Annotated in this window: 18 protein-coding genes; 8 read left to right on the forward strand and 10 right to left on the reverse strand. The window is 67.3% G+C overall.

Annotation, left to right across the window (positions count from 1 at the left end; all coding sequences use genetic code 11):
- Positions 1–6 precede the first annotated feature (6 nt).
- From OJB03_RS11960 to OJB03_RS11980, 5 genes are all read right to left on the reverse strand, one after another.
- Positions 7–1,614 (reverse strand): Ig-like domain-containing protein, encoded by a 1,608-nt coding sequence (locus OJB03_RS11960; RefSeq protein WP_263787755.1) that lies wholly within the window; start codon positions 1,612–1,614, stop codon positions 7–9.
- Between the two features lie 247 nt (positions 1,615–1,861).
- Positions 1,862–4,339 (reverse strand): replication restart helicase PriA, encoded by a 2,478-nt coding sequence (priA, locus tag OJB03_RS11965; RefSeq protein WP_263787757.1) that lies wholly within the window; start codon positions 4,337–4,339, stop codon positions 1,862–1,864.
- A gap of 110 nt (positions 4,340–4,449) precedes the next feature.
- Entirely contained in the window at positions 4,450–4,977 is a 528-nt protein-coding gene (locus OJB03_RS11970; RefSeq protein ID WP_263787760.1) for a UpxY family transcription antiterminator, read from the reverse strand.
- A 217-nt stretch (positions 4,978–5,194) separates the two neighbouring features.
- Complete coding sequence (hrpB, locus tag OJB03_RS11975) at positions 5,195–7,732, reverse strand: ATP-dependent helicase HrpB (RefSeq protein WP_263787762.1); 2,538 nt, start codon at positions 7,730–7,732, stop codon at positions 5,195–5,197.
- 237 nt (positions 7,733–7,969) lie between these two features.
- Entirely contained in the window at positions 7,970–8,629 is a 660-nt protein-coding gene (locus OJB03_RS11980; RefSeq protein WP_263787764.1) for an HAD family hydrolase, read from the reverse strand.
- A gap of 361 nt (positions 8,630–8,990) precedes the next feature.
- Here OJB03_RS11980 and OJB03_RS11985 point away from each other — a divergent pair, with 361 nt between their 5' ends.
- Positions 8,991–11,504 (forward strand): zinc-dependent metalloprotease, encoded by a 2,514-nt coding sequence (locus OJB03_RS11985; protein ID WP_263787766.1) that lies wholly within the window; start codon positions 8,991–8,993, stop codon positions 11,502–11,504.
- A 75-nt stretch (positions 11,505–11,579) separates the two neighbouring features.
- On the opposite strand, the gene OJB03_RS11990 is transcribed toward OJB03_RS11985, so the two are convergent.
- Both OJB03_RS11990 and OJB03_RS11995 read right to left on the reverse strand, forming a co-directional pair.
- Complete coding sequence (locus tag OJB03_RS11990; RefSeq protein WP_263787768.1) at positions 11,580–12,215, reverse strand: MlaC/ttg2D family ABC transporter substrate-binding protein; 636 nt, start codon at positions 12,213–12,215, stop codon at positions 11,580–11,582.
- Positions 12,216–12,338: 123 nt separating this feature from the next.
- Entirely contained in the window at positions 12,339–13,805 is a 1,467-nt protein-coding gene (locus OJB03_RS11995; protein WP_263787769.1) for a TolC family protein, read from the reverse strand.
- 184 nt (positions 13,806–13,989) lie between these two features.
- On the opposite strand from OJB03_RS11995, the gene OJB03_RS12000 reads away from it, so the two are divergent.
- Entirely contained in the window at positions 13,990–14,280 is a 291-nt protein-coding gene (locus OJB03_RS12000) for a DciA family protein (protein ID WP_263787772.1), read from the forward strand.
- Between the two features lie 30 nt (positions 14,281–14,310).
- Here OJB03_RS12000 and fabF read toward each other — a convergent pair whose 3' ends face one another.
- Positions 14,311–15,570 (reverse strand): beta-ketoacyl-ACP synthase II, encoded by a 1,260-nt coding sequence (gene fabF, locus OJB03_RS12005; protein WP_263787773.1) that lies wholly within the window; start codon positions 15,568–15,570, stop codon positions 14,311–14,313.
- A 137-nt stretch (positions 15,571–15,707) separates the two neighbouring features.
- Positions 15,708–15,944 carry an acyl carrier protein gene (locus OJB03_RS12010; RefSeq protein ID WP_011405458.1) on the reverse strand — a complete coding sequence of 79 codons (237 nt, stop codon included), beginning with the start codon at positions 15,942–15,944 and terminating at the stop codon, positions 15,708–15,710.
- Positions 15,945–16,333: 389 nt separating this feature from the next.
- On the opposite strand from OJB03_RS12010, the gene metK reads away from it, so the two are divergent.
- The 6 genes from metK (at position 16,334) to OJB03_RS12040 (ending at position 22,190) form a co-directional block, all read left to right on the forward strand.
- Positions 16,334–17,494: a methionine adenosyltransferase gene (gene metK, locus OJB03_RS12015; protein ID WP_263787777.1), complete on the forward strand. Its 1,161-nt coding sequence runs from the start codon at positions 16,334–16,336 to the stop codon at positions 17,492–17,494.
- Between the two features lie 301 nt (positions 17,495–17,795).
- Entirely contained in the window at positions 17,796–18,437 is a 642-nt protein-coding gene (locus tag OJB03_RS12020; protein ID WP_263787779.1) for a DUF4382 domain-containing protein, read from the forward strand.
- A gap of 229 nt (positions 18,438–18,666) precedes the next feature.
- Entirely contained in the window at positions 18,667–19,242 is a 576-nt protein-coding gene (locus OJB03_RS12025) for an RNA polymerase sigma factor (protein WP_263787781.1), read from the forward strand.
- Positions 19,223–19,933 carry a hypothetical protein gene (locus OJB03_RS12030; protein ID WP_263787783.1) on the forward strand — a complete coding sequence of 237 codons (711 nt, stop codon included), beginning with the start codon at positions 19,223–19,225 and terminating at the stop codon, positions 19,931–19,933. Before OJB03_RS12025 ends, OJB03_RS12030 begins: the two co-directional genes overlap by 20 nt.
- Before the next feature lie 45 nt (positions 19,934–19,978).
- Entirely contained in the window at positions 19,979–21,172 is a 1,194-nt protein-coding gene (locus OJB03_RS12035; protein WP_263787785.1) for a glycogen-binding domain-containing protein, read from the forward strand.
- A gap of 4 nt (positions 21,173–21,176) precedes the next feature.
- Positions 21,177–22,190, forward strand: coding sequence for a hypothetical protein (locus OJB03_RS12040; RefSeq protein ID WP_263787788.1), 1,014 nt, complete (start codon positions 21,177–21,179; stop codon positions 22,188–22,190).
- A gap of 17 nt (positions 22,191–22,207) precedes the next feature.
- On the opposite strand, the gene OJB03_RS12045 is transcribed toward OJB03_RS12040, so the two are convergent.
- Positions 22,208–23,158: an isoaspartyl peptidase/L-asparaginase family protein gene (locus OJB03_RS12045; RefSeq protein ID WP_263787789.1), complete on the reverse strand. Its 951-nt coding sequence runs from the start codon at positions 23,156–23,158 to the stop codon at positions 22,208–22,210.
- Positions 23,159–23,615 lie beyond the last annotated feature (457 nt).

A 23,615-nucleotide genomic window follows, 5' to 3' on the forward strand; every position in this document is an offset into this window, starting at 1 on the left:
ACTTTCTCACCCGCCTGGCGGGGGTGGGGGCGCCAGCGCCTCGACCGTAATCGTGACCGTGGCCTCCCCAGAGGTCCACCCGTCCCGGTCGGTGACCCTGTAGGTGTACTCGTCCGTCCCGGTAAAGCCCGGCTCGGGCGTGTAGGTCACCTCGCCGGTCGACTCGTCGACGCGCACCGTTCCGTGGGCCGGCGTGCGCCGAACCTGCACCGTCGAGGCGTCGAGCGCGCCGTCCGCGTCCGTATCGTTTTCCAGAACCGTCGTGGTCGTCGCCTCTCGCTCGGTCGTCTCGTCGCGGTCGGCGGCCGCCGCGGGCAGCTGGTGCCCCCCGCGTCCGCAGCCCTGCACCGTGCCCATCGTCAGCGCCACTACCCCCCCGTTGGCACCGGCGGCGTAGACGTGACAGCCGACGCCCACGACCGAACGGATCGGGGCCCCTACCCCTGCCAGTCCCACGAGGTCGATGGTCCCGACCAGGCGGAGCCCGGTGCCGACGTCGCCCGCGTCGAGCCCCCGATCGTCCACCCGATACACATCGAGGCGGCCGTCCGGGCGGGCGGCGTATACGAACCCGGACGGCTCGTTCGGCACCGCCGGGTCGCTCTCGTGCAGAGAGACACTGGTGTAGGCTGGGCCCGACCGGCGGAACAGCGCATCGCCGCTCTCCGCATCGAGGACGGCCAACCCATGGGATCCGAGTGCCAGAAACAGGCGCTCCCCGTTTAGGGCCGATCCGCTCCCCGCCCGCAGTTGTTCTACGCGCCCGTTGCCGAGACCGGAGACCTCCGTGAAGGCCCCGTCGCCCTCAATCTGTTCCGCGTACAGCCCTCCGTCCCGACCGGTCGCGAATACCGCGCTCGATGTAGCGGCCACCGATTTCAGCGCTGCGCCGGAGACCGCCCGGCGCGTCTCGGTGCTCAGGGCAGCATCGAAGCGAAACAGGGTCCCCTCATCCGACACGGCGTACACATCATGCTCGCGGTCCCTCTCCGGCGCCGTGGCAACGCCGCTTCCGACGGACCCGGCCAGTCCCGCCACGGTCGCCCGCGGGGCCTCTACCTCATCGAGCTTCAGCAGCGCGGCCGGGGTGCCCCGAAGGTCGCCGTTGTACGCGGAGGGACGCAGTCCCCCAGTCACGTACATGGCCGTTTCCTCGTCGTCGTACGCCACGTCCTCCACGTCGAGCATATCGCTGCCGAGACTGCTCGGGGCGAGGAGCGTCGTCGGGGCGCTCGCATCGAGGCGGTCGATGCCCCCTCCGAAGGCCGCCCCCGGCGTCTTGTATCCAATGTACATCGTGCCGCCCGCGTGGGTGAGAGCGCCGACCCGCATCGTGTCACGGGGCGGGGCCACCCGGGTCACACTCGCGAGCGCAACGCGCCCCGGCCCGTTCGTCGAGGAGGGCTCGGGGGACGCGGCACGGGTCAGCGAGGCGGTCTTGCGGAGGCCGGTCATCCGCGCTCCCAGGTCGCTGGTTTTTTGGAAAAGCGACGAGGCGTCCTCCTCGTCCGCGTCCGGCCCGACGGGGGCCGTCGCGTCGCAGCCGCTGAGCACGAGGCCCAGAATAAGTGCAGAGAAGAGCAGACACGCCGTGTTCGACACACGAGCAGGCATAGCGCGGAACGGCACGTTTGGACAGGGGGGGACGAGATCGTCGCGCCTCTCCGGCCCCGTTCGCATCGCCACGGGCCCCTTCAAAGACGCCTCTACAGAATGGGAAATCCGAAACAACTGTGCTGGTAGATATTGCGCAAATCCATGCATAGATCTGGCGCCGTCGTGTCTCCCGTTTGTACAGATCACGCATGGGTTTGACGATTTCACGCATCGCCTCGGCGGCGGCCCCGCCGTCTCGAGACGCCTACAACACGTCCTGGGTGTCCACGTCGACCGCTACGTGGTAGCCATTGGGCGGCGTGCCGTGGGCGTCGCGCGTCCGGCGCAGGGCTGTTTGGAGGGGCGCCGGGCTGCCGCCTCGCACCTTCAGGAGGGTGCGATAGCGGTGCTGCTTCTTTACGCGCTGAATGAAGGCCGGCTCGGGGCCCATCACCCCGGCCGGTCCCGCGTGCTGCCGCAGCTGCTCGGTCCAGTTCTCCGCGAGGCGCTCCACCCGATCCGCGTCCGGCCCCCGAAACTCGACGGTCGCCACGTGCCCGAAGGGCGGGTAGCCCAGCTCGCGGCGCTCGGCCAGGGCCTCCTCCGCGAAGCCCTCGTAGTCGTGCTCCTGCGCGTAGCGGAGGGCCATGTGGTCCGGGTTGCGGGTCTGGAGAATCACCTCGCCGGCCAGCTCACGGGTCCGACCCGCCCGCCCGGCCACCTGGGTGAGGAGCTGAAACGTGCGCTCCTCCGCCCGGAAGTCGGGAAAGAGGAGCCCCACGTCCGCGTCGACCACCCCCACCAGCGTCACCCGGCTGAAGTCGAGCCCCTTTGCGATCATCTGTGTGCCCAGGAGGATGTCGGCCCCGTTCTCGAACCGGCGGAGGAGGTCGTGATGGCCGTGCTTCTCGCGAGTGGTGTCGCGGTCCATGCGGAGGATCGTCGCGTCGGGGACGACGTCGTCGAGCTCCGCCTCCACGCGCTGGGTGCCCGTGCCGATCTGGCGGATGTCGCGGCCGCCGCACTCCGGGCACTGGTGCGGGACGCGGGCGGCGTAGCCGCAGTAGTGGCACCGGAGCTGCTCCCCCCCACCGTTTCGGTGCAGCGTAAGGCTCACCGAACAGCTCTGGCACTCGGGGGCCCAGCCGCAGTCCTCGCACTCCAGAACCGGCGCGTAGCCCCGGCGGTTTTGGAGGAGGATCGTCTGCTCGCCCCGATCCACGCGCGTGCGGATGGCCTCCCGGAGCGGATCGGCCAGGGCGCCGTCCAGCTGATGCTTCTTGCGCTGCAGGGCGAGGTCAAGGACGCGGACGTCGGGGAGCGCGGCGGTCTTCCCCGACGCATCGGGCACCCGCTCGGGCAGCTCGAGCCGCTCGTACTTGCCCCAGCGCGCGTTCATGGTGCTCTCCAGGCTGGGCGTGGCCGAGCCGAGGATGCACACCGCGTCGGTGCGGTGGGCGCGCATCACCGCCACGTCGCGGGCGTGGTAGCGCGGGGCCGGGTCGAACTGCTTGTAGGAGGTCTCGTGCTCCTCGTCCACCACGATGAGGCCCAGGTTCTCCAGCGGCGCGAGGACCGCCGAGCGCGGGCCAATGGCGATGGCGGCCTCCCCCGTGCGCAGACGACGCCACGCGTCGTAGCGCTCGCCCATGTTCATCTGGGAGTGGAGGACGGCAATCTCGTCGCCGAAGTGCGCCCGGAAGCGCTGGACGGTCTGCGGCGTGAGGGCGATCTCGGGTACGAGGATAATGCCGGTACGCCCCCGCTCCCGGACGGCCTTGAGTGCGCGGATGTAGACCTCGGTCTTGCCGCTCCCCGTGATGCCGTGGAGCAGGAAGGTGCCGTAGCGGTCCGCGCCTACGGCACTGGTGACGGCGTCGAGAGCATCCTGCTGGGCCGGCAGCAGGTCGTGGTTGGGCGGCGGGTCGGGCGCGGGCAGGTCGTCGAGGGGCGAGCGCATCACCTCCTTCTCCACCAGTTCCACCATGCCCTTCTCCACGAGGCTGCGGACGGTCGAGTACGACGCGTCGGCCCGTTCCATCACGTCGGTCCGGCGCGGCTCGGGGGTGCCCTCGGCCCGGAAGCCCGCCAGCGCCCGGATCACGGCGCGCTGCTTCTTGCCGCGCAGCTGCTCGACGAGGTCGTCCGGGGCGTCCTTGTGCTGGAAGGCGGGGGCGAAGCGGAGGTGCGTTTCGGTCTTGGGCGCCACTCGCTCGTCGGACAGGGCCGTCTCCACCTCCACGACGCCGTCCGCGGCCATGCGGCGGACAAGGGCGAGCGGCACGGCGGGACCCACCCGCTTGCGGACCGCCGCGAGGGTCGTCTCGCCGCGCTCCGCCAGGTCGTCGAGGACGGCCCGTCCTCCCTCGTGGTCCATCCAGGCGTCCGGCGCGGCGTCGGTGCGGGCTAGGCGGTGCTCCGTCTCGACGGTGGTGCCGGCCGGGAGGACGGCCTTCAGCGCCTCCCCCCAGGGACAGACGTAATAGTCGGCGATCCACTTCGTCAGCTCCAACAGTTCGTTCGTGCAGACCGGCACGTCGTCGAGCACGTCCAGGACCGCCTTCACCTCAAAGCTGAGCGTCTCGGCCGCCGGCCCCTCGCCCGCGATCACGCCGGTCAGGCGCCGGTTGCGAAACGGCACCAGCACCCGTGCCCCCGTCTGGACCGTCCCGGCTAGGGCCTCCGGCACGCGGTACGTGTAGGCCTGATCGAGCGGAAGGGGCAGGACGACATTGACGGTCACCGGAGCAGACAGGACGGTTTTGAAAGTGAATCCGCTCCCCGCTGTACGGACCGCTGGTGTGCGGGTGCCGGACCGCCCCCAATCGCCCCGCTGCACCTCAGGCCTGATCGCTACGTGTTGGACGTCGTCTGGACCCAGTCCGCCGCGACCTCGATCTTGACGGCCTGCCGCACGGCCTGCACCTGCACCAGCAGGTAGGTCTGCCCCCGGTGCTGCAATACCTCCCCCGTCAGGCCCTGCAGGCGCTCGGGCCCCCCCGTAATCGTGACGGTCTCCCCCACCGAGGGGCGGAGATCCGCCGTCGAGAGCCGCTCGGGCACCGCCTGGGCCTTCTGGAGCCGCTCGACTGTCTCCTCGCGGAGGCGAGCCGGCTCGCCATCAAAGTGCACGCAGCGCACGATGCCGTTCGTGCGGAGCACGCGCAGGCGGTCTCGCTCGTCGACCCGGGCAAAGAGGTAATTGCGGAAGAGCGGCTCGGTGACCTCTTTCGTGCGGTCGGACCACTGCCGCACCTCCGTCTTCTTCGGCACCATCACGTCGATGCGCCGCTCGTCCAGGCGGGTTTCGCACTTCTTTTCGGCCCGGGCCCGGGTGTAGAAAACACGCCAGACGCGGTTGTCGTCGGGGGATGTGGTCATGACGCGGGCGATCGCTGGAGGGAACGTTGAGTGACCGACGGGGATGCGTAGGCGGCGCCACGGCCCTCATGCGGGGACGAGTGAAAAGGGTTCCTTCGTCTTGTCTTTTTCTCCGTCGATTGCAACGCGGGGACATCATCTCTGTCTCGACCACCGAGCCACTACAATTCTCTTTGGGGGCAAACGCAACCGTCAGACAGACCTGGGCGTCGCTCCGCTACACGTCCGCGTCCATCCGCGCCTTCGTGGTGTGGGTCGCGGGGGCGTTGATCGGGTCCTCGGGCCAGTAGTGCTTTGGGTAGCGCCCCCGCATGTCTTTCCGCACGTCGTGGTAGGTGCCTCGCCAGAAGCCTTCGAGGTCCTGCGTGATTTGGACCGGGCGCTGGGCTGGTGACAAGAGGTGAAGCGTCAAGGGCACACGCCCGCTGGCGATGCGCGGCGTCTCGGTGAGCCCGAACAGTTCTTGGACACGCACGGCGAGGACGGGCGCCTCGGGGGTAGAGTAGTCGATGGACCGGTCGTACCCGCTGGGCACCGTAACGTGGGTGGGGGCCCACGCCGTCAGGCGGTCGCGCTGGTCGTAGGAGAGCTGGTCACGCAGAATCTGAGGGAGGTTGAGCTGCTGGAGGTCGTCGGCCCGCCTCATGCCGTACAGGTGGGGCAGGAGCCAGTCCCCCAGCGTATCGAGCAGCGGCGCGTCGCGCACGTCGGGCCAGTCGTCTCCCAGATGGTGATGCAGAAACTGAATGCGGTGCTGGAGCTGACGGGCGTGGTCGGTCCACGGCAGCAGGTCCAGACCTGCCTCCCGAATGCCATCCACCAGCGCCTCGGCCACCGCCGTGGGATCGGGGTCCTCAACGGGTCCCTCCGTGAGCGTAAGGGCGCCAAGCTGCTCGCGGCGGCGGGCCCGCACTCGCTCCCGCGTCGCGTCCCACGCCACCCTCGTTTCGGTCTCGATCTGCTCACCAAAGTAGTCGACGATCTCGTCTTCGGAGAGGGGCGCGGCTAGGAAGATGCGGTTTTCCTGCCGTCGGGCGTCCACGTGGGCCGCCACCAGGTGATCGGCGTCCGACAGCAGTTGGGGCCGTGGCAGCTTGGCGGCGCGGCCGGTGCGGAGCCGGAAGCGTCCGCTCTGCCCCTCGCGCCGCTGCGCAAGACGGTCCGGGTAGGCGAAGGCCGTCAGCAGGCCCGCCACTTCCACGTCGCCCTCCGTCTCCCGGTCGACCCCCAGCTTGGCCCGCCAGTGGTCGGCCACCTTGCGGACATGGCCGACGGCGCCGTAGGGGACCACGTAGCTTCGGGCGTGGCTCGGGGTGGGCCGTTCCCCGCGGCGCAGGCGGTGGAGCGCCTCCAGGCGCAACCGGAGATCTATGTCCGGCGCCTCGCCCTGTCCCTTAAAGATGTCGCGCTCGCTGAGCAGGGCCGCCAGGTCGCACGCCACGGGCCCGTGGCCCAGGGCCTGAGCGTTGAGAAGCATGTGGGCGAGGCGGGGATGCAGCCCGAGGTCGGCCATTTCGCGGCCGTGGTCGGTAATCGCGCCGTCGCCATCGACGGCCCCGAGGCGCCGCAGGAGGTCTTGTGCCTGCTGGTAGGTGTCGTCGGGGGGCGGGTCGAGCCAGCGGAGCGCCGACGGGTCGGGCGTGCCCCACATCGCCAGCTCGAGGGCGAGGGGCGCGAGGTCGGCGTTCTCGATCTCCGGCGCGGTGTGCGGATCGAGGTGGTGCTGCGTGCGCCTCGTCCAGAGCCGGTGGCACGTGCCGGGCGCCACGCGTCCGGCCCGGCCCGCACGCTGGTCGGCGGAGGCCTGCGAGACGCGGACTGTCTCTAAGCGCGTCATGCCGGTCGTGGCGTCGAACCGCGGGGCGCGGCGGAGGCCGCTGTCCACCACCACGCGGACGCCCTCGATGGTGAGGCTCGTCTCGGCGATGTCGGTGGCCAGGACGACCTTGCGCTCGCCGTCCGGGCTCGGCGCGATGGCCGCGTCCTGCTCGGCCGGGGGCAGGTTGCCAAAGAGGGGATGCAGCGTCACGTCGCCAGGCACATCGCCCTCCAGCCGCGATTCGGTGCGCCGAATTTCTCCCGCTCCGGGCAGGAAGACGAGCACATCCCCCTCGGTGTCGCGGAGCACCTCCTGGACCGTCGCCGCCACGGGGGGCGCAATGCGATCCCCCGGGCTGAGTGGTTGATCGGCGTGGTGCACGTCCACCGGGTAGCTGCGGCCTTCGCTCTGGATGAGGGGGGCATCGTCCACGAGCCCCGCGATGGGCCCGGTGTCGAGCGTGGCGCTCATGACAAGCACCCGCAGGTCGGGCCGGAAGACCTCGCGCGCCTGCAGCGTGAGGGCGAGCCCGAGGTCGGCCTGCAGGTTGCGCTCGTGGAACTCGTCCAACAGCACCGCCCCTACGCCCTCCAAGGCGGGATCGTCCTGCAGCATGCGCGTGAGCACGCCCTCCGTGACGACCTCGATCCGGGTACGGCTGCTCACCTGTGTGTCCATGCGCACCCGGTAGCCCACCGTCTCACCGGCGTCCTCGCCGAGCTGCTTCGCCATGTACTGCGCGGCGGAGCGGGCCGCCAGCCGCCGCGGCTCCAGCATGAGGAGACGATCGCCGCCAAGCCACTCCTCTCCCAGCAGGGCCAGCGGCACGCGGGTCGTCTTGCCCGCCCCCGTCGGGGCCTGCAGCACCGCCTCCGTCCGCTCGCGAAGCGCGGCCGTCAGGTCCGGCAGTACGTCGTTGATCGGAAGGTCCGGCATTCGCGTCCAGGGGCACCCGTTCAAACATCTGCCGCAGGGCTTGTAGCCACGGGCCGAGCGGCGGGTTTCGGGACACGTGTCCTCCACACGCTTCCAGCAACGACACGTCCCGTCCCGTGCCCGAGCTACGGAATGGGACGAGGACGGCCCTCCGCCGGACGAGCCGTTTCGGATTGGGACGCCCCCCTGTGGCCGCCCGCCACGTTCTCGCCCAAAGCAGGAGGATGACTCACCTCCTCACGCCTCCTCCCTGGACTCCCAATCCACCTGGAGCCCGGCTTCCTCCGTACGCACGTCAAGCGCACTGACGTGCGGGATCACCGCCGTGGCCTCCGCAAGGGCACTGGGGGAGGTTGAGGTTGCTACCCCCAGGACCAACGCGCCGGCTCGACGGGCCGATTCTACACCCGCCGGGGCATCTTCGAGGACGACCGCCCGATCGGGCCCCACCCCGAGCCGATCGGCGGCCTGCTGATACGGCTCGGGATCCGGCTTGCCCTGGTCCACGTCGTCGGCCGTCACAAGCACCTTCGGCTCCGGAAGCCTGACGTGCGCCATCCGCGAGGTGGCCGTGTGGTGGCGCCCACTGGTGGCAATGGCCCACCGGTCTTGGGGCAGACGGTTGAGGAGCGCCTTCGCCCCGTCGAACGCCTCCAGTCCCTCCGTATCGGTGGCCATCTCGTCCCCCAGCCGGTCGATCTCAGTCTCGGGGTCGAGGTGGGGGGCCACTTCTTCAATCACCTCAATCGCCGGACGCCCCGTGTTGACGGCCTCGACCTCCTCGAACGGAATGCCTCGATCCTCCGCCCAGCGCTTCCAGCGCCGCTTGATCACCGCGTCGGAGTCGATAAGGACGCCGTCGAGATCAAAAATGATGGCATCGCACGAGAGAGCCATGGGACCGGAGGAATCAGGGAAAGGGGGCTGGGACCCGTGCCTGTGGGCGGCAACAGATTTTCCAAACTCCGTCTGTGGGGCCGGGTTCGGTTTTGGTCGACTTGAAAGGGCTTTCTACGAGCGTGCTTCACGAGCGCTTTTTCTTTCCCCTCCCCCCTCTTCGCCCCGCCCAACACGGCAACCGTTCCCACTCATCCCTCCCGCGTGCGATTCACGGCAGTCCGCCGCCTGGCGTTTGCGTTCGTCCACCGAGATTTGCTTTATGTGATTAGTTCAAATTGCTTTTCGACGAGCAACCGTGCCTACGTCTTCGGGCAACTGTCTCCATTCTTCTCTGCATGTCCTCCTCGCCTGTACTGCTATGCCCTCAATGTCCTCCACCCGCGGCCCGCTGCTCATCGCCGCGCTCCTGCTGGCCGGCCTCTTCGTAGGCTGCGCGAGCTCTCAGTCCACGACGGCGCCCACCCCGGATAGCGCTGAGCAGGCCCAGTCGTCCGCCCAAAACAAGACGGGCGGGGACGGCCTCAAGCCCTTCGGCGACGTCATCCCCGACACGGCCCGGACCGACTCCGGCCTGCTTACGACGCACCGCTTCGACGGCAAGCTGTACGTCGAGCTCCCCGACTCGCTCATCGGGCAGGAATTGCTGATGGTCTCCCGCGCCGCCCGGACGCCCGACGGCTTCGGGTATGGCGGCGAGAAAACCGGCACACGGGTGCTTCGCTGGCAGCGGCGCGGCGACCAGTTGTACCTCCGCGTGGTCAGCCACGAAGAGACGGCCGAGGAGGACGACCCCGTCTACCGGGCCGTGCAGAACTCCAACCTGGAGCCCATCATCCAGTCCTTCTCCATCGAGGCCCACAACGAGGACTCGACCGGCGTCGTCGCGGAGGTGACGGACCTCTTCACCTCCGACGTGCCCTCCATAGGGATTCCGAGCGCGGCGCGGGAGGAATACCGGGTCCGCCGGCTCGACGGGGACCGGACCTACATCAAGGACGTCGAGAGCTTTCCGCAGAACACGGACATCGAGACCGTCCTGACGTACCAGGCCGAAAATCCCCCGTCCAACGCCTCGACGAAAACCTTGACGGTGGAGATGAACCACTCGATGGTGCTGCTGCCGGAGGAGCCGATGCAACCCCGTCTCTGTGACGACCGGGTGGGATACTTCAGCGTCGAACAGGTCAACTACAGCTCCGACGAGCAGCGGGCGACCGAGGAGTGCTTCATCACGCGCTGGCGACTGGAACCGGAAGACCCGGAGGCGTACGCCCGGGGCGAGCTCGTCGAGCCGAAGGACCCGATCGTGTACTACATCGATCCGGCCACCCCCGAGAAGTGGCGCCCCTACCTCAAGCAGGGCGTCGAAGATTGGCGGTCTACCTTCCGCGAGGCCGGCTTCAAGAACGCGATTATTGCCAAAGACCCGCCGAGCCCAGGGGAGGACTCCACCTTCGACGCGGACGACATTCGCTACTCGACGATCCGCTATTTCGCCTCGGAGACCCAGAACGCCTACGGCCCGCATGTCCACGACCCTCGCTCCGGCGAGATCCTAGAGAGCGACATCGGCTGGTACCACAACGTGATGAACCTGCTGCGCAACTGGTACTTCGTCCAGACCGCGGCGGTCAATCCGGAGGCCCGAAAGCCGGTCTTCTCGACGGAGGTGATGGGGGAGCTCATTCGCTTCGTCGCCGCCCACGAGGTGGGGCACACGCTGGGGCTGCCCCACAACATGGGCTCCAGCAACGCCGTCCCAGTCGACTCTCTTCGCTCGCCCTCCTACACGGAAGACCACGGCACCGCCCCCTCCATCATGGACTACGCCCGGTTCAACTATGTGGCCCAGCCGGGCGACGGCGTCGACAACTTCATGCCCCAGATTGGCCCCTACGACGAGTGGTCCGTGCAGTGGGGATACACGCGCCGCCCCAGCGGCTCGCCGGAGCAGCAGGCCCAGACGCTCGACGAGATGATCGTGGAGCGGGCCGACGACCCGCGCTACTTCTTCGGGGCGTCCGGCTCAATCGACCCGCGCTCGCAGTCCGAGGACCTGGGACGCAACGCGATGGAGGCCAGTCGGCTCGGCATCGCGAACCTGAAGCGCATCCTCCCCAACCTCGTCACCTGGACCAGTGAAGACGGAGAGGGCTACGGGACCCTTGAGGAGCTATACGGCGCGGTGGTAAACCAGTGGCAGCGCTACATGGGCCACGTCAGTCAGCACCTCGGCGGCGTGCACGAGACGCCAAAGACCTACGACCAGGAGGGCCCGGTATACGAGCCGGTTCCGGCCTCAGATCAGGAGCAGGCGGTGGACTTCCTCCTCGACCACGCGTTCGAGACGCCGACCTGGATGGTCGAGGCCGACGTGCTGCGCCGCATCGAGCACGCCGGGGCGCTGGAGCGCGTGCGTGGGGCGCAGGTGAGCGTCCTCGAGGGCGTGCTCGACCCGGAGCGCATGGCCCGCATGCTGGAAGCGGAGGCGATGAGCGAAGACGACGTGTACAGCGTGGGCGACCTGTTTGGGGACCTGCGGGGCGGCGTCTGGGCCGAGCTGGAGTCCGGCACGGCCATCGACCCGTATCGGCGCAACCTGCAGCGGGGCTACCTGGAGCGGCTGGACTACCTGATGACGGCGGAGGTGGACGCCCCGCCGCCGGAGTACCGGCAGTACATCGACTATACGCCGGTCAACGTAAGCCAGTCGGACATCCGGCCGTACGTCCGGGCTGAGCTCAAGACGCTGCGGGAAGACGTCCAGCAGGGCCTCCGCCGCACGACCGACGAAACGACCGAGATGCACCTGCAGGACGTGCTCGCCCGGATTGACCAGACCCTCAACGGAAACGAGAGTGCCGACGCGTAGCCTCTACACAGAGCCACGCCGCACGCGGCACGAACGTCGTCGCTGCGCCCGGCGTGGCTCTCGGGGGCGTTGGGGCTAGCGCCCGGCCTCGGACGGGCCGGTCACCTCGTCCCGCTTCTTGCGGAGGCTTTTCATGAGGGAGTCGAAGCCCCGCTTCCGAACGACCGTCTGGAACGAGCGGGCGTAGCCCTCCACGGTGCTCACCCCGTCGATGATAATGTCCTCGGCCCGCCACTCCTCCCCGCGGCGTTCCAGGACGTACTCGACGGGCGTGGTGCGGCCTTCGTACTTCGTCTGGGTACGCGCGAAGGCACTGTCGCGCTGTACGTCGATCTGGTCGTAGGTGACCGCAGAACTGTACACCCCGAGGTCGCTCATGGACTGCGCGCGCACCACCTCGCGGAAGACGGAGACGAACTCGTCCCGCTGCTCCTCCCCTAGGTCCTCCCAGTGCGGCCCCAGGGCCCGCTGGCCCATCACCCGAAAGTCGATCACGCCGTTGACCAGCTCCTTCAGCTGGGCGCGCTGCTCGGCGGTGTAGTCGTCCGCCTCGCCGAGAATGGACTTGATCTCCTGGTCTCGTTGCTCCAGCATTTGCCGGATCTCGGCCGCTGTGGCGCTTTCGCCCTGCCCGAACGCGGTGGATGCGCCCCCGCTCAGGAGCAGAAGCGCAGTGAGCATGACGGAGAGAGATCGGCGAAGACGAGTCATTGGGGTAGTGTCAATGATGAATAGAACTGTTCAGCGAAAATCTGTGCGTGTTCGGAGCGGGGGGACAATCGGTCGCGTTTTCCGACGGGCCGTCGCGCATCTCGCGCGCGAACCCGGCCCTGCCTACTCCTGGGCATCCATGGTATCAAGAAGCGTACCGCTCCGCGCCCGGTCGGCGAGCGTGCCGGTGGCGCGCAGGAGATCGAGCACGGCCACGTTGTACCGACGCACCGCCTGGAGATACTGTGCCTGCGCCTGCAGGTCGGCCCGCACCGCCTTCACCAGATCCTCGGTGTTGCCTAGGTCGAGGTCGAAGTTAACCTGTTCGGTCCGGAGCCATTCGCCGGCGATGGTGGTGGAGCGGTCGCGGGACTCAACGGCCGCCTTGGCCGTGAGGAGCGAGCGGTAGGCGTCCTCGACCTCAAAGCGCACGAGCTGCTCGGCCGCGGTGCGCTGGTACTGCACCGCGTCGAGCTCCGCCTCCGCCTGCTCCACCTGGGCGCGCGTCTGCCCGAAGTTGAGGTTCTGCTGGATGCCGATGCCGCTGCGCGTGCCCGTCCCCATGAACGAGTCGCCCACGAAGGCATTGTCGGGATTGGGGCGCTCCGGCAGCGTGATGCTCTGGGACAGGGTGGCCTGCACGCCGATCGTGGGGTAGTACTCGGACCGGGCCACGTCCACGAGCGCCCGGCGCGCCTCCACCCCCGCCTCGGCCTGCTCCACCTCCGGACGGTTCTGCAGTGCCCGCCCGATGTAGTAGTCAAGCGAATCGGGGTGGATGGCGAACGAGAGGGGCTGTAGCTCCTCGGCCACCGGCTCTACGTGCATCCGGTCCGACAGGAACAGCTGGCGCCGCAGGGCCGCGCGGGCCGTCTTCTGATTCTGCTCGATCTCGACGATGCGGCGCTTGGTTTCCTCCTCGGTCAGGCGCGTCTGGAAGAGGTCCGACTGGCTCACCCCCTCGTCGCCCTCGTCGAGCAGGCGGTTGATCTCCCGCTTCGCCCGGTCGATGACCTCCTGCGTCTGGTCGGCAAGGCGGTCGAGGGCCTCCGTGAGGATCAGGCCGTAGTAGGTCTCGCCCGCCCGGACCGCCACCTCTAGGGCCTTCTGCTCCACACGAGCGGCCTCCACGTCGACCCCGCGCCGGGCCGCCTCGATGGAGCCCGACAGCTCGCCCCCGGTCCAGAGGGGCTGCTGGACCGCAATCTCAAACCGGCTGAACGGACGGAGGGCACCGGGCGACCAGTCGTTGGTCACACCGGGCTCCAGGTACAGCCGATCCCCCGAAACGTCGTCGGGGACATTGTCCAGCCCCGGCGCAAACGAGTGCGCCGTACTCAGGGAGATGTCGGTGAGGAACCGATTCGCGCGGGCCTCCTCACTTCGGGCCGTCGCAAACTGCTTTTGGGCCCGGCGCTGGTCCACCTCCGGGCTCTCTTCCAGGGCACGGATGATCGTTTCCGTGAGGTCCACCGCCACGGTGTCCATGGGGGCGGGGGGCCCGGACTGCGCAGCAGCGGGGCCGGTTACAGACAAGAGCCCAGCGAGGGCGACGCCCCCGAACAAACGAGCAAGAGAGGAGACGGTCATTCCGGAGAGACCAGGGTTGCACACGGGAGAACACCGATCATGTAGGCGACAAGTCCTGACGACAACAGGGCCGCCCACCACCGGACGAAGGTAACGCCCTCGCTTTGGCCGCCCCGGCACATGCTGAGGCGTCCGGCGTAGGAGGGATAAACTCGCGCACACCCCTGATTATTTTGTCGTCCCCATGCCTACCGACGGCCCGCGTTCCCTCGGAGAGGTTCTCAAGGAGGTCATCGACGAACTGGGCGTTCAGGAGGAGGTCGACGAGGCCCGCGTCGTCGAGACGTGGGCAAGCCTCGCGGGCGAGAAAATCAACAGTGTGACCGAGTCGGCCTGGATGAAGGACTCGACGCTGTACGTGAAGATCACCTCGGCCGCCTGGCGCCAAGAACTGCACATGAACCGGCGCAAGTGGCGCGAGCGCCTCAACGGCACGCTCGAGGCGGAACTGGTCGACGAGATCGTCTTCCGGTAAGGGCCGACGAGGAATCTAGACGCCGGGGCGTTACTCGTCGTAGGCACGGAGGGCGAGAGATGTGTTGTGCCCGCCGAACCCGAAGGCATTGGACAGGGCCACGCTCACGGGCCGCTCCTCGACCTCGTTGAACGTGTAGTCCAGGTCGCACGCCGGGTCGGCCTCCTCAAAGTTGATCGTCGGCGGGACCATGTTGTGCCGGAGGGCCTGGATGACGGCGATGGCCTCGATGGCGCCCGCGGCCCCGAGGAGGTGTCCCGTCATGCTCTTCGTGGAGGACACGTTCAGATCGTACGCGTGGTCGCCGAACACCTTCTTGAGGGCCTCTGTCTCCGCCTCGTCGCCAAGGGGGGTGGACGTGCCGTGGGCGTTGATGTAGTCGACGTCGGTCGGCTCAAGGCCGGCATTGTCGAGCACACGGTTGAGCGCGAGACGCACGCCACCGCCCTCCGGGTCGGGCGCCGTCAAGTGATGAGCATCGGCGGACATGCCAATGCCTTCAATCTCCGCGTAGATGTTGGCGCCACGGGCTTTGGCCCGCTCCAGGTCTTCGATGAACAGCGCGCCGGCCCCCTCGCCCATCACGAACCCGTCCCGGTGCGCGTCGAACGGCCGCGACGCCCGCGTCGGGTCATCATTGCGCGTCGAGAGGGCCCGCATGCTCGCAAAGCCTGCGATGCCGAGCCGCGTCACGCAGGCGTCGGTGCCCCCACAGACGGCGGCGTCCATGTCGCCCCGCTGAATCATGTGGTAGGCCTCCCCGATGTTGTGGTTGCCCGTGGCACAGGCCGACACCGTCGCGTGGTTGGGCCCCCGAAAGCCGTGCGCCATCGCAATTTGGCCGGCCGCGATGTCGGGAATCAGCGTCGGAATGAAGAAGGGCGATGTGCGCTTTTCGTCCCCCTCGATGAACTCCTCCGCCTGGTCCCGGAAGGTCTTGATGCCCCCGATGCCGGTGCCATAGACAACCCCGACGCGATCCTTTTCGTCCTGGGACATCCCCTCGGGGTCGAGGCCGGCGTCCGCCACCGCCTGGTCCGCTGTGACGAGGGCGTACTGGCTGAACGGATCGACACGCCGGGCCTGCTTGGCCGGGAGGTGGTCCTCCGGGTCGAAGCCATCAAGCTCACAGGCGAAGGTGACCCGGAGGCCCTCCGGATCGAAGGACTCGATCGTGGCGGCGCCGCTGTCCCCCGCCCGGAGCCCGTCCCAGTACTCGTCCACCGAGAGCCCGAGAGGGGTAAGCGCCCCCATACCCGTAACGACGACGCGACGTGACGTGCCTGCCATATCTTCGTGTAGTTGCGACTGCCTGTACAGTGTACGTGGCCCACACCCAACCCGGCCGAGTGTCCCAAAATACAAACGTCCGGCGAGCCGTCCGGCTCTTCCGGAACGGAGCCCACCGGAACGCAGGAGCAGAGGGACTACGCCTTCTCCTCGAGGTACCCCACGGCGTCGCCGACCGTCGCGATCTCTTCGGCCTCCTCGTCCGGGATCGTCAGGTCGAACTCCTTCTCAAATTCCATGATGAGCTCGACGGTGTCGAGCGAGTCCGCGCCCAGGTCGTTGGTAAAGGAAGCGTCCGACGTCACGTCGTCCTCGTCAACGCCCAGTTTGTCGACAATGATCGACTTGACCGTCTCTTCGATGTCGCTGGCCATGATTGGCAGGTTCGTTGGTGAAAAGTAGGCAGATGAGTAAATACGTGGTCCCTTGCCCCGAAAAACGAAAGCCTCCGTCGGGAGGACCGAGGCCCGAATGCAACTCGGGCGGGCTGGGGCAAGGGGTATTCAGCCACGCTAAACTACAATGGGACCCGTGGAGACGCAACGTTTGATGCAAGCTTCGCACTCGTGCGATCCCACCGCGGGCCGTGTTGGGCGTGTCTTTACAATCCAGCGTTGGCAATCACACCCCCGGGGCTTATGTTATCGACTGGTTCTCGAAACTTTCCTCCTTCCTCTGCTTTGAGCGTAGTCATTTGCTCCTTCCTGGGAGCGGAGCCGCTCTTTCGAGACGGCGCGTCTTTCTCACGGACTGATTGTTGTTCATGGCTTACCTCTACACCTCCGAGTCGGTCTCGGAGGGCCACCCCGACAAGATTGCTGATCAAATTTCGGACGCCATCCTCGACGCCCACCTGGCCGAAGACCGGAACAGCCGCGTGGCCGCCGAGACGCTCGTGACGTCCGGGCTCGTCGTGCTTAGCGGCGAGATCACGTCCACGGCCCGCGTGGAACCGCGGGAAATCGCCCGCGAGGTCATCCGTGACATCGGATACACCGACCCTCGCATCCGGTTCGACGCCGAATCATGTGGGGTCATCAGCAGCCTCCACGAACAGAGCGGCGACATTAGCCAGGGCGTCGACGGCGGGGAGGAGCAGGGCGCTGGCGACCAGGGCCTCATGTTCGGCTACGCCTGCCGGGAGACCGACGAGTTGATGCCCATGCCCATCACGTTCTCCCACCGGCTCGTGCAGGAGCTCGCCCACATCCGCAAGGAGACGGACAAGATGCCCTACCTGCGGCCCGACTCGAAGAGCCAAGTCACCATCGAGTACAAGGAGGACCGCATGACTCCGCGGCGGGTGCACACCGTGGTGGTCTCCACCCAGCACGACGAGGGAGTCCCCCAGAAGAAGATCCGGGAGGATGTACGTGACGTGCTTCTCCCCCGCGCCCTTCCCACCGAGCTTCTGGACGACGACCTCATTCTCCACGTCAACCCCACGGGCCGGTTCGTGACCGGTGGGCCGCACGGGGACACGGGCCTTACGGGCCGCAAGATTATCGTGGACACCTACGGCGGCAAGGGAGCGCACGGGGGCGGGGCCTTTAGCGGAAAGGACCCCTCGAAGGTGGACCGGAGCGCCACCTACGCCGCCCGACACGTCGCCAAAAACCTGGTCGCGGCGGAGCTCTGCGACGAAGCCGAGGTGCAGCTCGCCTACGCCATTGGCGTGGCCGAGCCCGTGTCGATCGACGTCTCGACGAGCGGCACTGGCGTCCTGCCCGACACGGCGCTCTGCGACCTGGTGCGGGAGCACTTCGAGCTGTCCCCCTCCGCCATCATCGACCGGCTTGACCTGTTGAAGCCTCGCTACCAGGAAACCGCCGCGTACGGCCACTTTGGGCGCGCGGACTTTCCCTGGGAGGAGCTGACCCATGTGGAAGCGCTGAAGCGGGATGCCCCTGCGGTCGCCTCCTAGCTAACCGCCGTCTCTCGCTCGCCCCCGGGCGAGCTGATTCCCAGTTTCCTGCCCTCGTCGCCCCTGGCGGCGAGGGCTTTTTGTGTTTGGGGGCTGTCTACGGGGCGGAAAATCCATTTCTACATGTTTTCTTCACCTCTTTTGCCTGTAACCCTGCCCGGACAGGCTCGTCCACTGTCCGCAAATGACCCAGCGACCGGGAGCCCAGGACCGAGTTCGAGACGCAACCGGGTCCTGAGTGCCCGAACGAAATCGCTGCTTTCGTGCATTCGCGCCCTCTTCCACGATTTGACTGAATCCCATGAATCGTTTTTTCCTCTCCCTTCTGCTTTCCTTCGCCGTCGCCGTTGGACTTCTGGTCGGGTGCGACTCGGCTGGCACCTCGATGGAGACCACCTCCGACGATGGATCTACGACGTTGCAGATGAGCCTGACGGATGCTCCGGGTGACGTTACGAAAGCAAGCGTGATTATCGACAGCGTGTCCGTCATTGGTCGGGTCCCTGTCGAAGGCGACACGACGAACGAAGACTCGACCGACGTGAACCTATCGGTCCTGAGCGGGAAAAGCTTCGAGGCCGACCTGACCCAACTGGAGGGAGCAGTCGACACCCTTATGGGGAAGATCGACATCGAGCCAGGCACATACAGCCAGGTTCGTTTGGTGACGGCCAATCCCGACAGATTCGACGTACGGTACGAGACGACCCAGGACGACACGGCCCAGGCCAACCTCTTCATTCCCAGTGGTGAACAAACTGGCATCAAGGTCAACTTCGACTCGCCGCTGACCGTGGACACGTCCATGGATACGGTGGACGTCACCCTGGACTTCGACGCCGGAGAATCCTTTGTTTCTCGAGGCCGCGCCGGACAGACGAGCGACTACAACTTTAAGCCGACGGTCCAGGCAAGCGTCGATATCACCGGTGGTGAGAATTAGTTTTCGTCCTGGATGCCTGTCCCTTTGAAGGACCGACGCGCGGCCGGTCGCCGGAGTGGCGGCCGGCCCACGGTCCTGAAAGCATCAGGCGATACTCTATTTGGGCAATCGAGAGCGCAAAATGACGTGACGGACGAATGTGGCACACATTCTGCGCCAGGCCTCATGATCGGCAAGTGCGCCGAAAGAGAGCGCTTTCGTCTGTTGTTTCGCCCGACCCGCGTTTCGCATGTCCCACGACGCCCCGGACGGCACGTACGCCCGTCGCGTACAGGACGGGGACCGGTCGGCCTTCCAGGTTCTCGTCGAGCGGTACGAGGGCATGGTGTTCGATCTTGCGCACCAGTACGCCGATGGCCCCGAGGCCGCCGAAGACCTGGCCCAGGACGTGTTTCTCACGGCCTACCGCCGGATCGACGACCTCCAGGCCCCGGACCGGTTCGCGTCGTGGCTCTACGGCATTGCCCTCAACCGTGGGCGCGACTACGCCAAGAACGTCCGGCGGGATACCTACCCGTTCAGCCGCTCGGACCAGGAGGACTCCGCCATTCTGGACAACGGAACGGCGGCGCAGGACGAGCAGCTCATCGCCGACGAGCTCGGGGATCAGTTGTGGGAGGCCCTGGACGAGCTGTCGCCGACCTACGCGACCCCCTTCCTACTCAAGTACCGGGACGGCCTGACGTACAAGGCCATGTCGAAACGGCTCGACGTGTCCGTAAGTGCACTGAAAGTGCGTGTGCACCGCGCTCGCAAAAAGCTCCGAACCTTGCTGGCCTCCTATCATGAAAAATCTCGATCCTGACACGATCGCCCGCCGGTTTATCGACGGGGACCTCTCCGACGAGGAGGTCCAGGCGGCCCTGCACCACATCGCCGACGACCCGGAGGCCCGCTCTCTGCTCCAGTTTGAGCTCCAAATGACGCAGAACCTGGCCGCCTCTCGGGCCCCACAGCCGGCCTCGGACTTCGCGACGCGCACGATGGAACAGCTGGACGAAGCGGAGGCCTCGCCTCGCCCGCTCGCCCATCGCCTTCGCGACTGGTGGGCGGCCATCAGACGCCCCCTCATCACCGTCCCCGTGCGCCCGGCCCACACGGTGGCCACCCTCGCCCTGGTCGTCGCGATCGGGTGGTTGGCCTGGCCGTCGGGGCCGTCCTCCGTTTCTCCGAATTCGCGAATGGGGGCGTCCGCGTCGGTCCAGCCCGCTGCGACCGCCTCTTCGCGGGCGGGGACCGTATTGACGCGGTTCGTTTACACGAACGATACGGCCGACTCGGTGGCCGTGGCGGGCGACTTTAGCGACTGGAATCCCATTCCGCTCTCCCCACACATCGTGAACGGCGAGACGGTCTGGACCGGCCTGGTGCCGGTGTCTCGCGGCGAACACGAGTACCAGTTCGTCATCAATGGCGAACGGTGGGTGACCGACCCGCTCGCCCCGGTGAAACAGGACGACGGGTTCGGCGCGAAGAACGCGGTTCTCAAGCTTTAGCGTGCCATGCCGCCGCACGCTCTCTGATTTGACGTTGCTCATTCCATGTGGCGGATTCTTCTCGGACTTTCGTGCCTCCTGGGGCTTCTGCCCCAGTCTGGCTCGGCCCAGCAGTGGACCGGCACCGCCACCTTCGGCCTGACCGGCGGCTACCAAACCAATACCTACCTCGATCCCGTGCTTCGCTCCTGGAACAACCGGTCCTCCACCCCGGGCCTCGCGGCCTTGACGCCGCGGGTCGGGGTTGCGCGTGAGGCACGCCGCACGCGCCTCGCCGCCACGGTTCGGACCCGACTGTATCCGCGCCGCGCCGGGATGCCCCAGTTCGTACGGGGCCATGCCCAGGCGCGGTACCGCCTGTCGCCGTCGTGGTCGGTAGGCGCCAGCGGCGGCGGGACACGCCTTCGCCTCGGCTCGTCGGAGGAGAGCTGGTGGGCGCTGCCCTCTGTGCAATGGACGCCCACATCCAGCACGACCGTTACGGCGCGTGGCGGCCTCACCCAACGCTACGTCGATACGGACCAGGGGGCCACTGCTCGTCAGGACAGCAGGCTTGCCATGCTGAATGTGGCGTCCTGGCTTACCGATCGGTTTCGCACGGAAGGACGTGCGTACTGGAGCAATGGACGGACCCCCACCACGGGGGCCACCTTCGGGGGAATGGGCGTGTCTGTGCGCGGGGTGTACTGGCCCACCGGCCAGTGGTCCGTGGAGGCCCAAGTGGGGGTCGAGCAGGTGCAGTACGAAACGAGGTCCCCCCGCTCCCGCTTCGGCCGGGGCGGCCTCAAAGTGGCGTGGCATCCCCGCACGGCGGTCACGGTCTTCGCCCAGGCCCGAGCATCAACGGCACGCCTCGTCAACGGGTCGAGTACAGACACGCACGTCGCGGCTGGGGTTCGTCTCCGGGCCCAGCGCGTACTGGGCGGAACCTCTACCTCGCCTCCACGCCGCCGCGTCTGTCGGGCGGTCGAAGATGGAGTGCAGGTCCAAATTCCCTACGACGGCCCCGGGACGCCTCACGTGACGGGTGACTTCAACGGATGGGCATTGCCCGGCACGTCCCTCACGCAGACCGACGATGGCACCTGGACGACGACCTTGTCGATGCCGTCCGGCGAATACGCGTACCGGATCCGCATCGTCGACGGCGACGAACGGAGGTGGCTCAGCCTTCCCTCCTACGCAGACACCGCCAGCGATGCATTCGGCGGCACGAACGGCGTATGCACAGTTCCCTAGCCCCATGGCCCGCCTTCCCGGTCCCATACAGACACTCCGCGGCCTCTGGCCCGGGCTCGGCACCGCCCTCCTGGTCCTCCTGATCGGGGGTAGTGTCCCGCTCCAGGGCGCACTCGGCCAGCCGACCGATGTGCAGGCCCTCCTCGAACAGGGGGCCGCCGCCGGGGTGAATGTCGAACAAATGCGCACCGTGGCCGAGCGGGCCCGACAGGCCGGGTTGAGTGAGGGCGCGGCGGCGGCGTTGTTGGAGCCGGCCGTTGCCCTCGCAAAGCAAGACCTCCCGACGGATCCTCTGCTCTCCAAAACGCTCGAGGGCCTCGCCAAGCAGGTTCCCTCCTCCCGCATGCAGCCGGTGCTCCAGCAGTATCGCACCCGTACCGAGCAGGCCGGACAATTCGTCACCCAGTGGGCACGGCGCGACGAGGTGCGTCAGCTTCTCGGCACCGAGGATGCCCCCTCCGAGGCCAATCCTCAAACAAATGACCGGGCCTCGTTGGTCGCCGCAGTCGCGGAGGCCCGCCAGCAAGGGGTAGCCGCCGGGCACGTCGAGTCATTTTTGTCGGGGCTTCCGAACGGGGTGGAGCGCCGGCCTGTGTCGATGACCGAAGTGGCGGCGGCCGTCAACGTACTCCCAGATCTTCCGGGCAACGGCGCATCGCCGGAAACGACCACGCAACTGGTCACCGCCGCCCTGGATGCCGGGTATAGCCCCGAATCGCTCCGCCAGCTTCCCTCCGCCCTGCGAAGTGCCCGCCAGAACAGCAATCGCCCCGTCGACGCCCTTGCGCAGGGCACTGCACAGGCGATCACGCGCGGGACCCCCGCCGCATCGGTTCTGCAGAGCCTTTTTCAGGGCGCCTTTCCCGGCGGCGGCCCCCCTTCCGGCGTCGGGAACGGCCCCCCCGGTAACGGCCCGCCTGGCAACGGCCCCGGCACCGGCAAACCGCCCGAGACAGGCCCGCCCGACGACCCGCCCGGCGGAAATGGACCGCCCGGAAATTCAGGCGGAGGTCCGTAGCGTTCGCCCCCCGCACCTCACTCGTCGGCCGCCGCGTCGAAGATGCGGACCGCCGTGTTGCCGTCCGGATCGACGTAGGCCCGAAACATGCCGCCGGTGCTGAAGGGCGTAGCGATGTTGCCGTCGCGATCAAGTGCAATAACTCCCCCGACCCCGCCAAGCTCTTCGATCTCGTCGACCGTACGCTGTGCCGCCTCGCCGAGCGGACGATCCCCGAACCGCATGCGCGAGGCCACACTGTGGGCCGCCACGCCGCGAATAAAGAACTCGCCCTGCCCCGTGGCCGACACCGCACACGACGCGTTGTGGGCGTACGTCCCGGCCCCAATGATTGGGGAATCACCTACGCGCCCGAACTCCTTGTCCGAGATGCCCCCCGTGGAGGTCCCCGCCGCCAAATTGCCCTCCGCATCGAGCGCAACGGCCCCCACCGTGCCGTACTTCTCGTCCGGCCCTTGTGCCTCAGGGGGATCGGCCGGCGCCTTGCCCTCCCCGGAGCGACGGGCATCTGTGATGAAGTAGTCGTTGTCCACGAGATCAAGTCCCTGCTGCTCAGCAAATGCCTCAGCCCCCTCCTGCGCGAACATCACGTGGTAGGACTCCTCCATGATGGACCGGGCGAGCCGGATCGGATGCTTAACCGTTTGCACCCCCGTGAGGGCCCCGGCATTTCGGGTGGCCCCGTCCATGATGGCGGCGTCAAGCTCCACTGCGCCCTCACTCGTGAGGACCGCGCCGCGGGCTGCGTTGAAGAGGGTGTCGGTTTCCATGGTCGTGATGGCGGCTTGGACGGCCTCAAGCGCGCTGCCACCGTCCCGGAGCACCGCGTTGCCCTCCTGCAGCGCGGTATGGAGGGCCGATCGGTACGCCTCCTCCCGGTCGTCACTCATCTCGTCGGCACTCAGCGACCCGGCCCCGCCGTGAATGACAAGGGCTGTTTCCGAGGCCGGATCGTCTTGTGCCTGCACCGTAACAGGGACTAGGCATGCCCAACCAAGAAGCACTCCTGCAACGAGAACGGCACTGGGGATTCGCACGGGAAGGTCGCACATGGGTGTGTACAAAGAACATATGTGTTGAATATTTTGCGCAACGCTGCTGCAAATAGAAGAACAGAGCAGAGAATTGCCACTCGAATTCCGCCTGACGCCCCGACGAATCGACGGGCACACTGCTCCCTTTCTGCCTTATTTCCTGTCGTTATGACGGAAGTTGCACTCCCTTCACACAATCTTGGGGGCTGCTTTCCAAAAAACCCCCGCCTGGACCGCATTTTGCCGCACAATAATTACGCGACGCCGTGCGTTTGGGAACACGCAGCTACGTAGCTTATTTGTGGCATTTTCCGCTTGCGACTCAGCGGAATCCTTCCCACATTATATCTTCCAGGACGTCACTCCTTGACGCTCGGCACTCCTCCCACAC

The sequence above is a fragment of the Salinibacter grassmerensis genome (genome assembly GCF_947077765.1).
In the GTDB taxonomy this organism is placed as follows: domain Bacteria; phylum Bacteroidota; class Rhodothermia; order Rhodothermales; family Salinibacteraceae; genus Salinibacter; species Salinibacter grassmerensis.

Bases quoted from the DNA above. Each gene is read 5' to 3' on its own strand.
- OJB03_RS11960 (WP_263787755.1), bottom strand. From the start codon at position 1,614: ATGCCTGCTCGTGTGTCGAACACGGCGTGTCTGCTCTTCTCTGCACTT.
- OJB03_RS11970 (WP_263787760.1), bottom strand. From the start codon at position 4,977: ATGACCACATCCCCCGACGACAACCGCGTCTGGCGTGTTTTCTACACC.
- hrpB (WP_263787762.1), bottom strand. From the start codon at position 7,732: ATGCCGGACCTTCCGATCAACGACGTACTGCCGGACCTGACGGCCGCG.
- OJB03_RS11980 (WP_263787764.1), bottom strand. From the start codon at position 8,629: ATGGCTCTCTCGTGCGATGCCATCATTTTTGATCTCGACGGCGTCCTT.
- OJB03_RS11985 (WP_263787766.1), top strand. From the start codon at position 8,991: ATGCCCTCAATGTCCTCCACCCGCGGCCCGCTGCTCATCGCCGCGCTC.
- OJB03_RS11990 (WP_263787768.1), bottom strand. From the start codon at position 12,215: ATGACTCGTCTTCGCCGATCTCTCTCCGTCATGCTCACTGCGCTTCTG.
- OJB03_RS11995 (WP_263787769.1), bottom strand. From the start codon at position 13,805: ATGACCGTCTCCTCTCTTGCTCGTTTGTTCGGGGGCGTCGCCCTCGCT.
- OJB03_RS12000 (WP_263787772.1), top strand. From the start codon at position 13,990: ATGCCTACCGACGGCCCGCGTTCCCTCGGAGAGGTTCTCAAGGAGGTC.
- fabF (WP_263787773.1), bottom strand. From the start codon at position 15,570: ATGGCAGGCACGTCACGTCGCGTCGTCGTTACGGGTATGGGGGCGCTT.
- OJB03_RS12010 (WP_011405458.1), bottom strand. From the start codon at position 15,944: ATGGCCAGCGACATCGAAGAGACGGTCAAGTCGATCATTGTCGACAAA.
- metK (WP_263787777.1), top strand. From the start codon at position 16,334: ATGGCTTACCTCTACACCTCCGAGTCGGTCTCGGAGGGCCACCCCGAC.
- OJB03_RS12020 (WP_263787779.1), top strand. From the start codon at position 17,796: ATGAATCGTTTTTTCCTCTCCCTTCTGCTTTCCTTCGCCGTCGCCGTT.
- OJB03_RS12025 (WP_263787781.1), top strand. From the start codon at position 18,667: ATGTCCCACGACGCCCCGGACGGCACGTACGCCCGTCGCGTACAGGAC.
- OJB03_RS12030 (WP_263787783.1), top strand. From the start codon at position 19,223: ATGAAAAATCTCGATCCTGACACGATCGCCCGCCGGTTTATCGACGGG.
- OJB03_RS12035 (WP_263787785.1), top strand. From the start codon at position 19,979: ATGTGGCGGATTCTTCTCGGACTTTCGTGCCTCCTGGGGCTTCTGCCC.
- OJB03_RS12040 (WP_263787788.1), top strand. From the start codon at position 21,177: ATGGCCCGCCTTCCCGGTCCCATACAGACACTCCGCGGCCTCTGGCCC.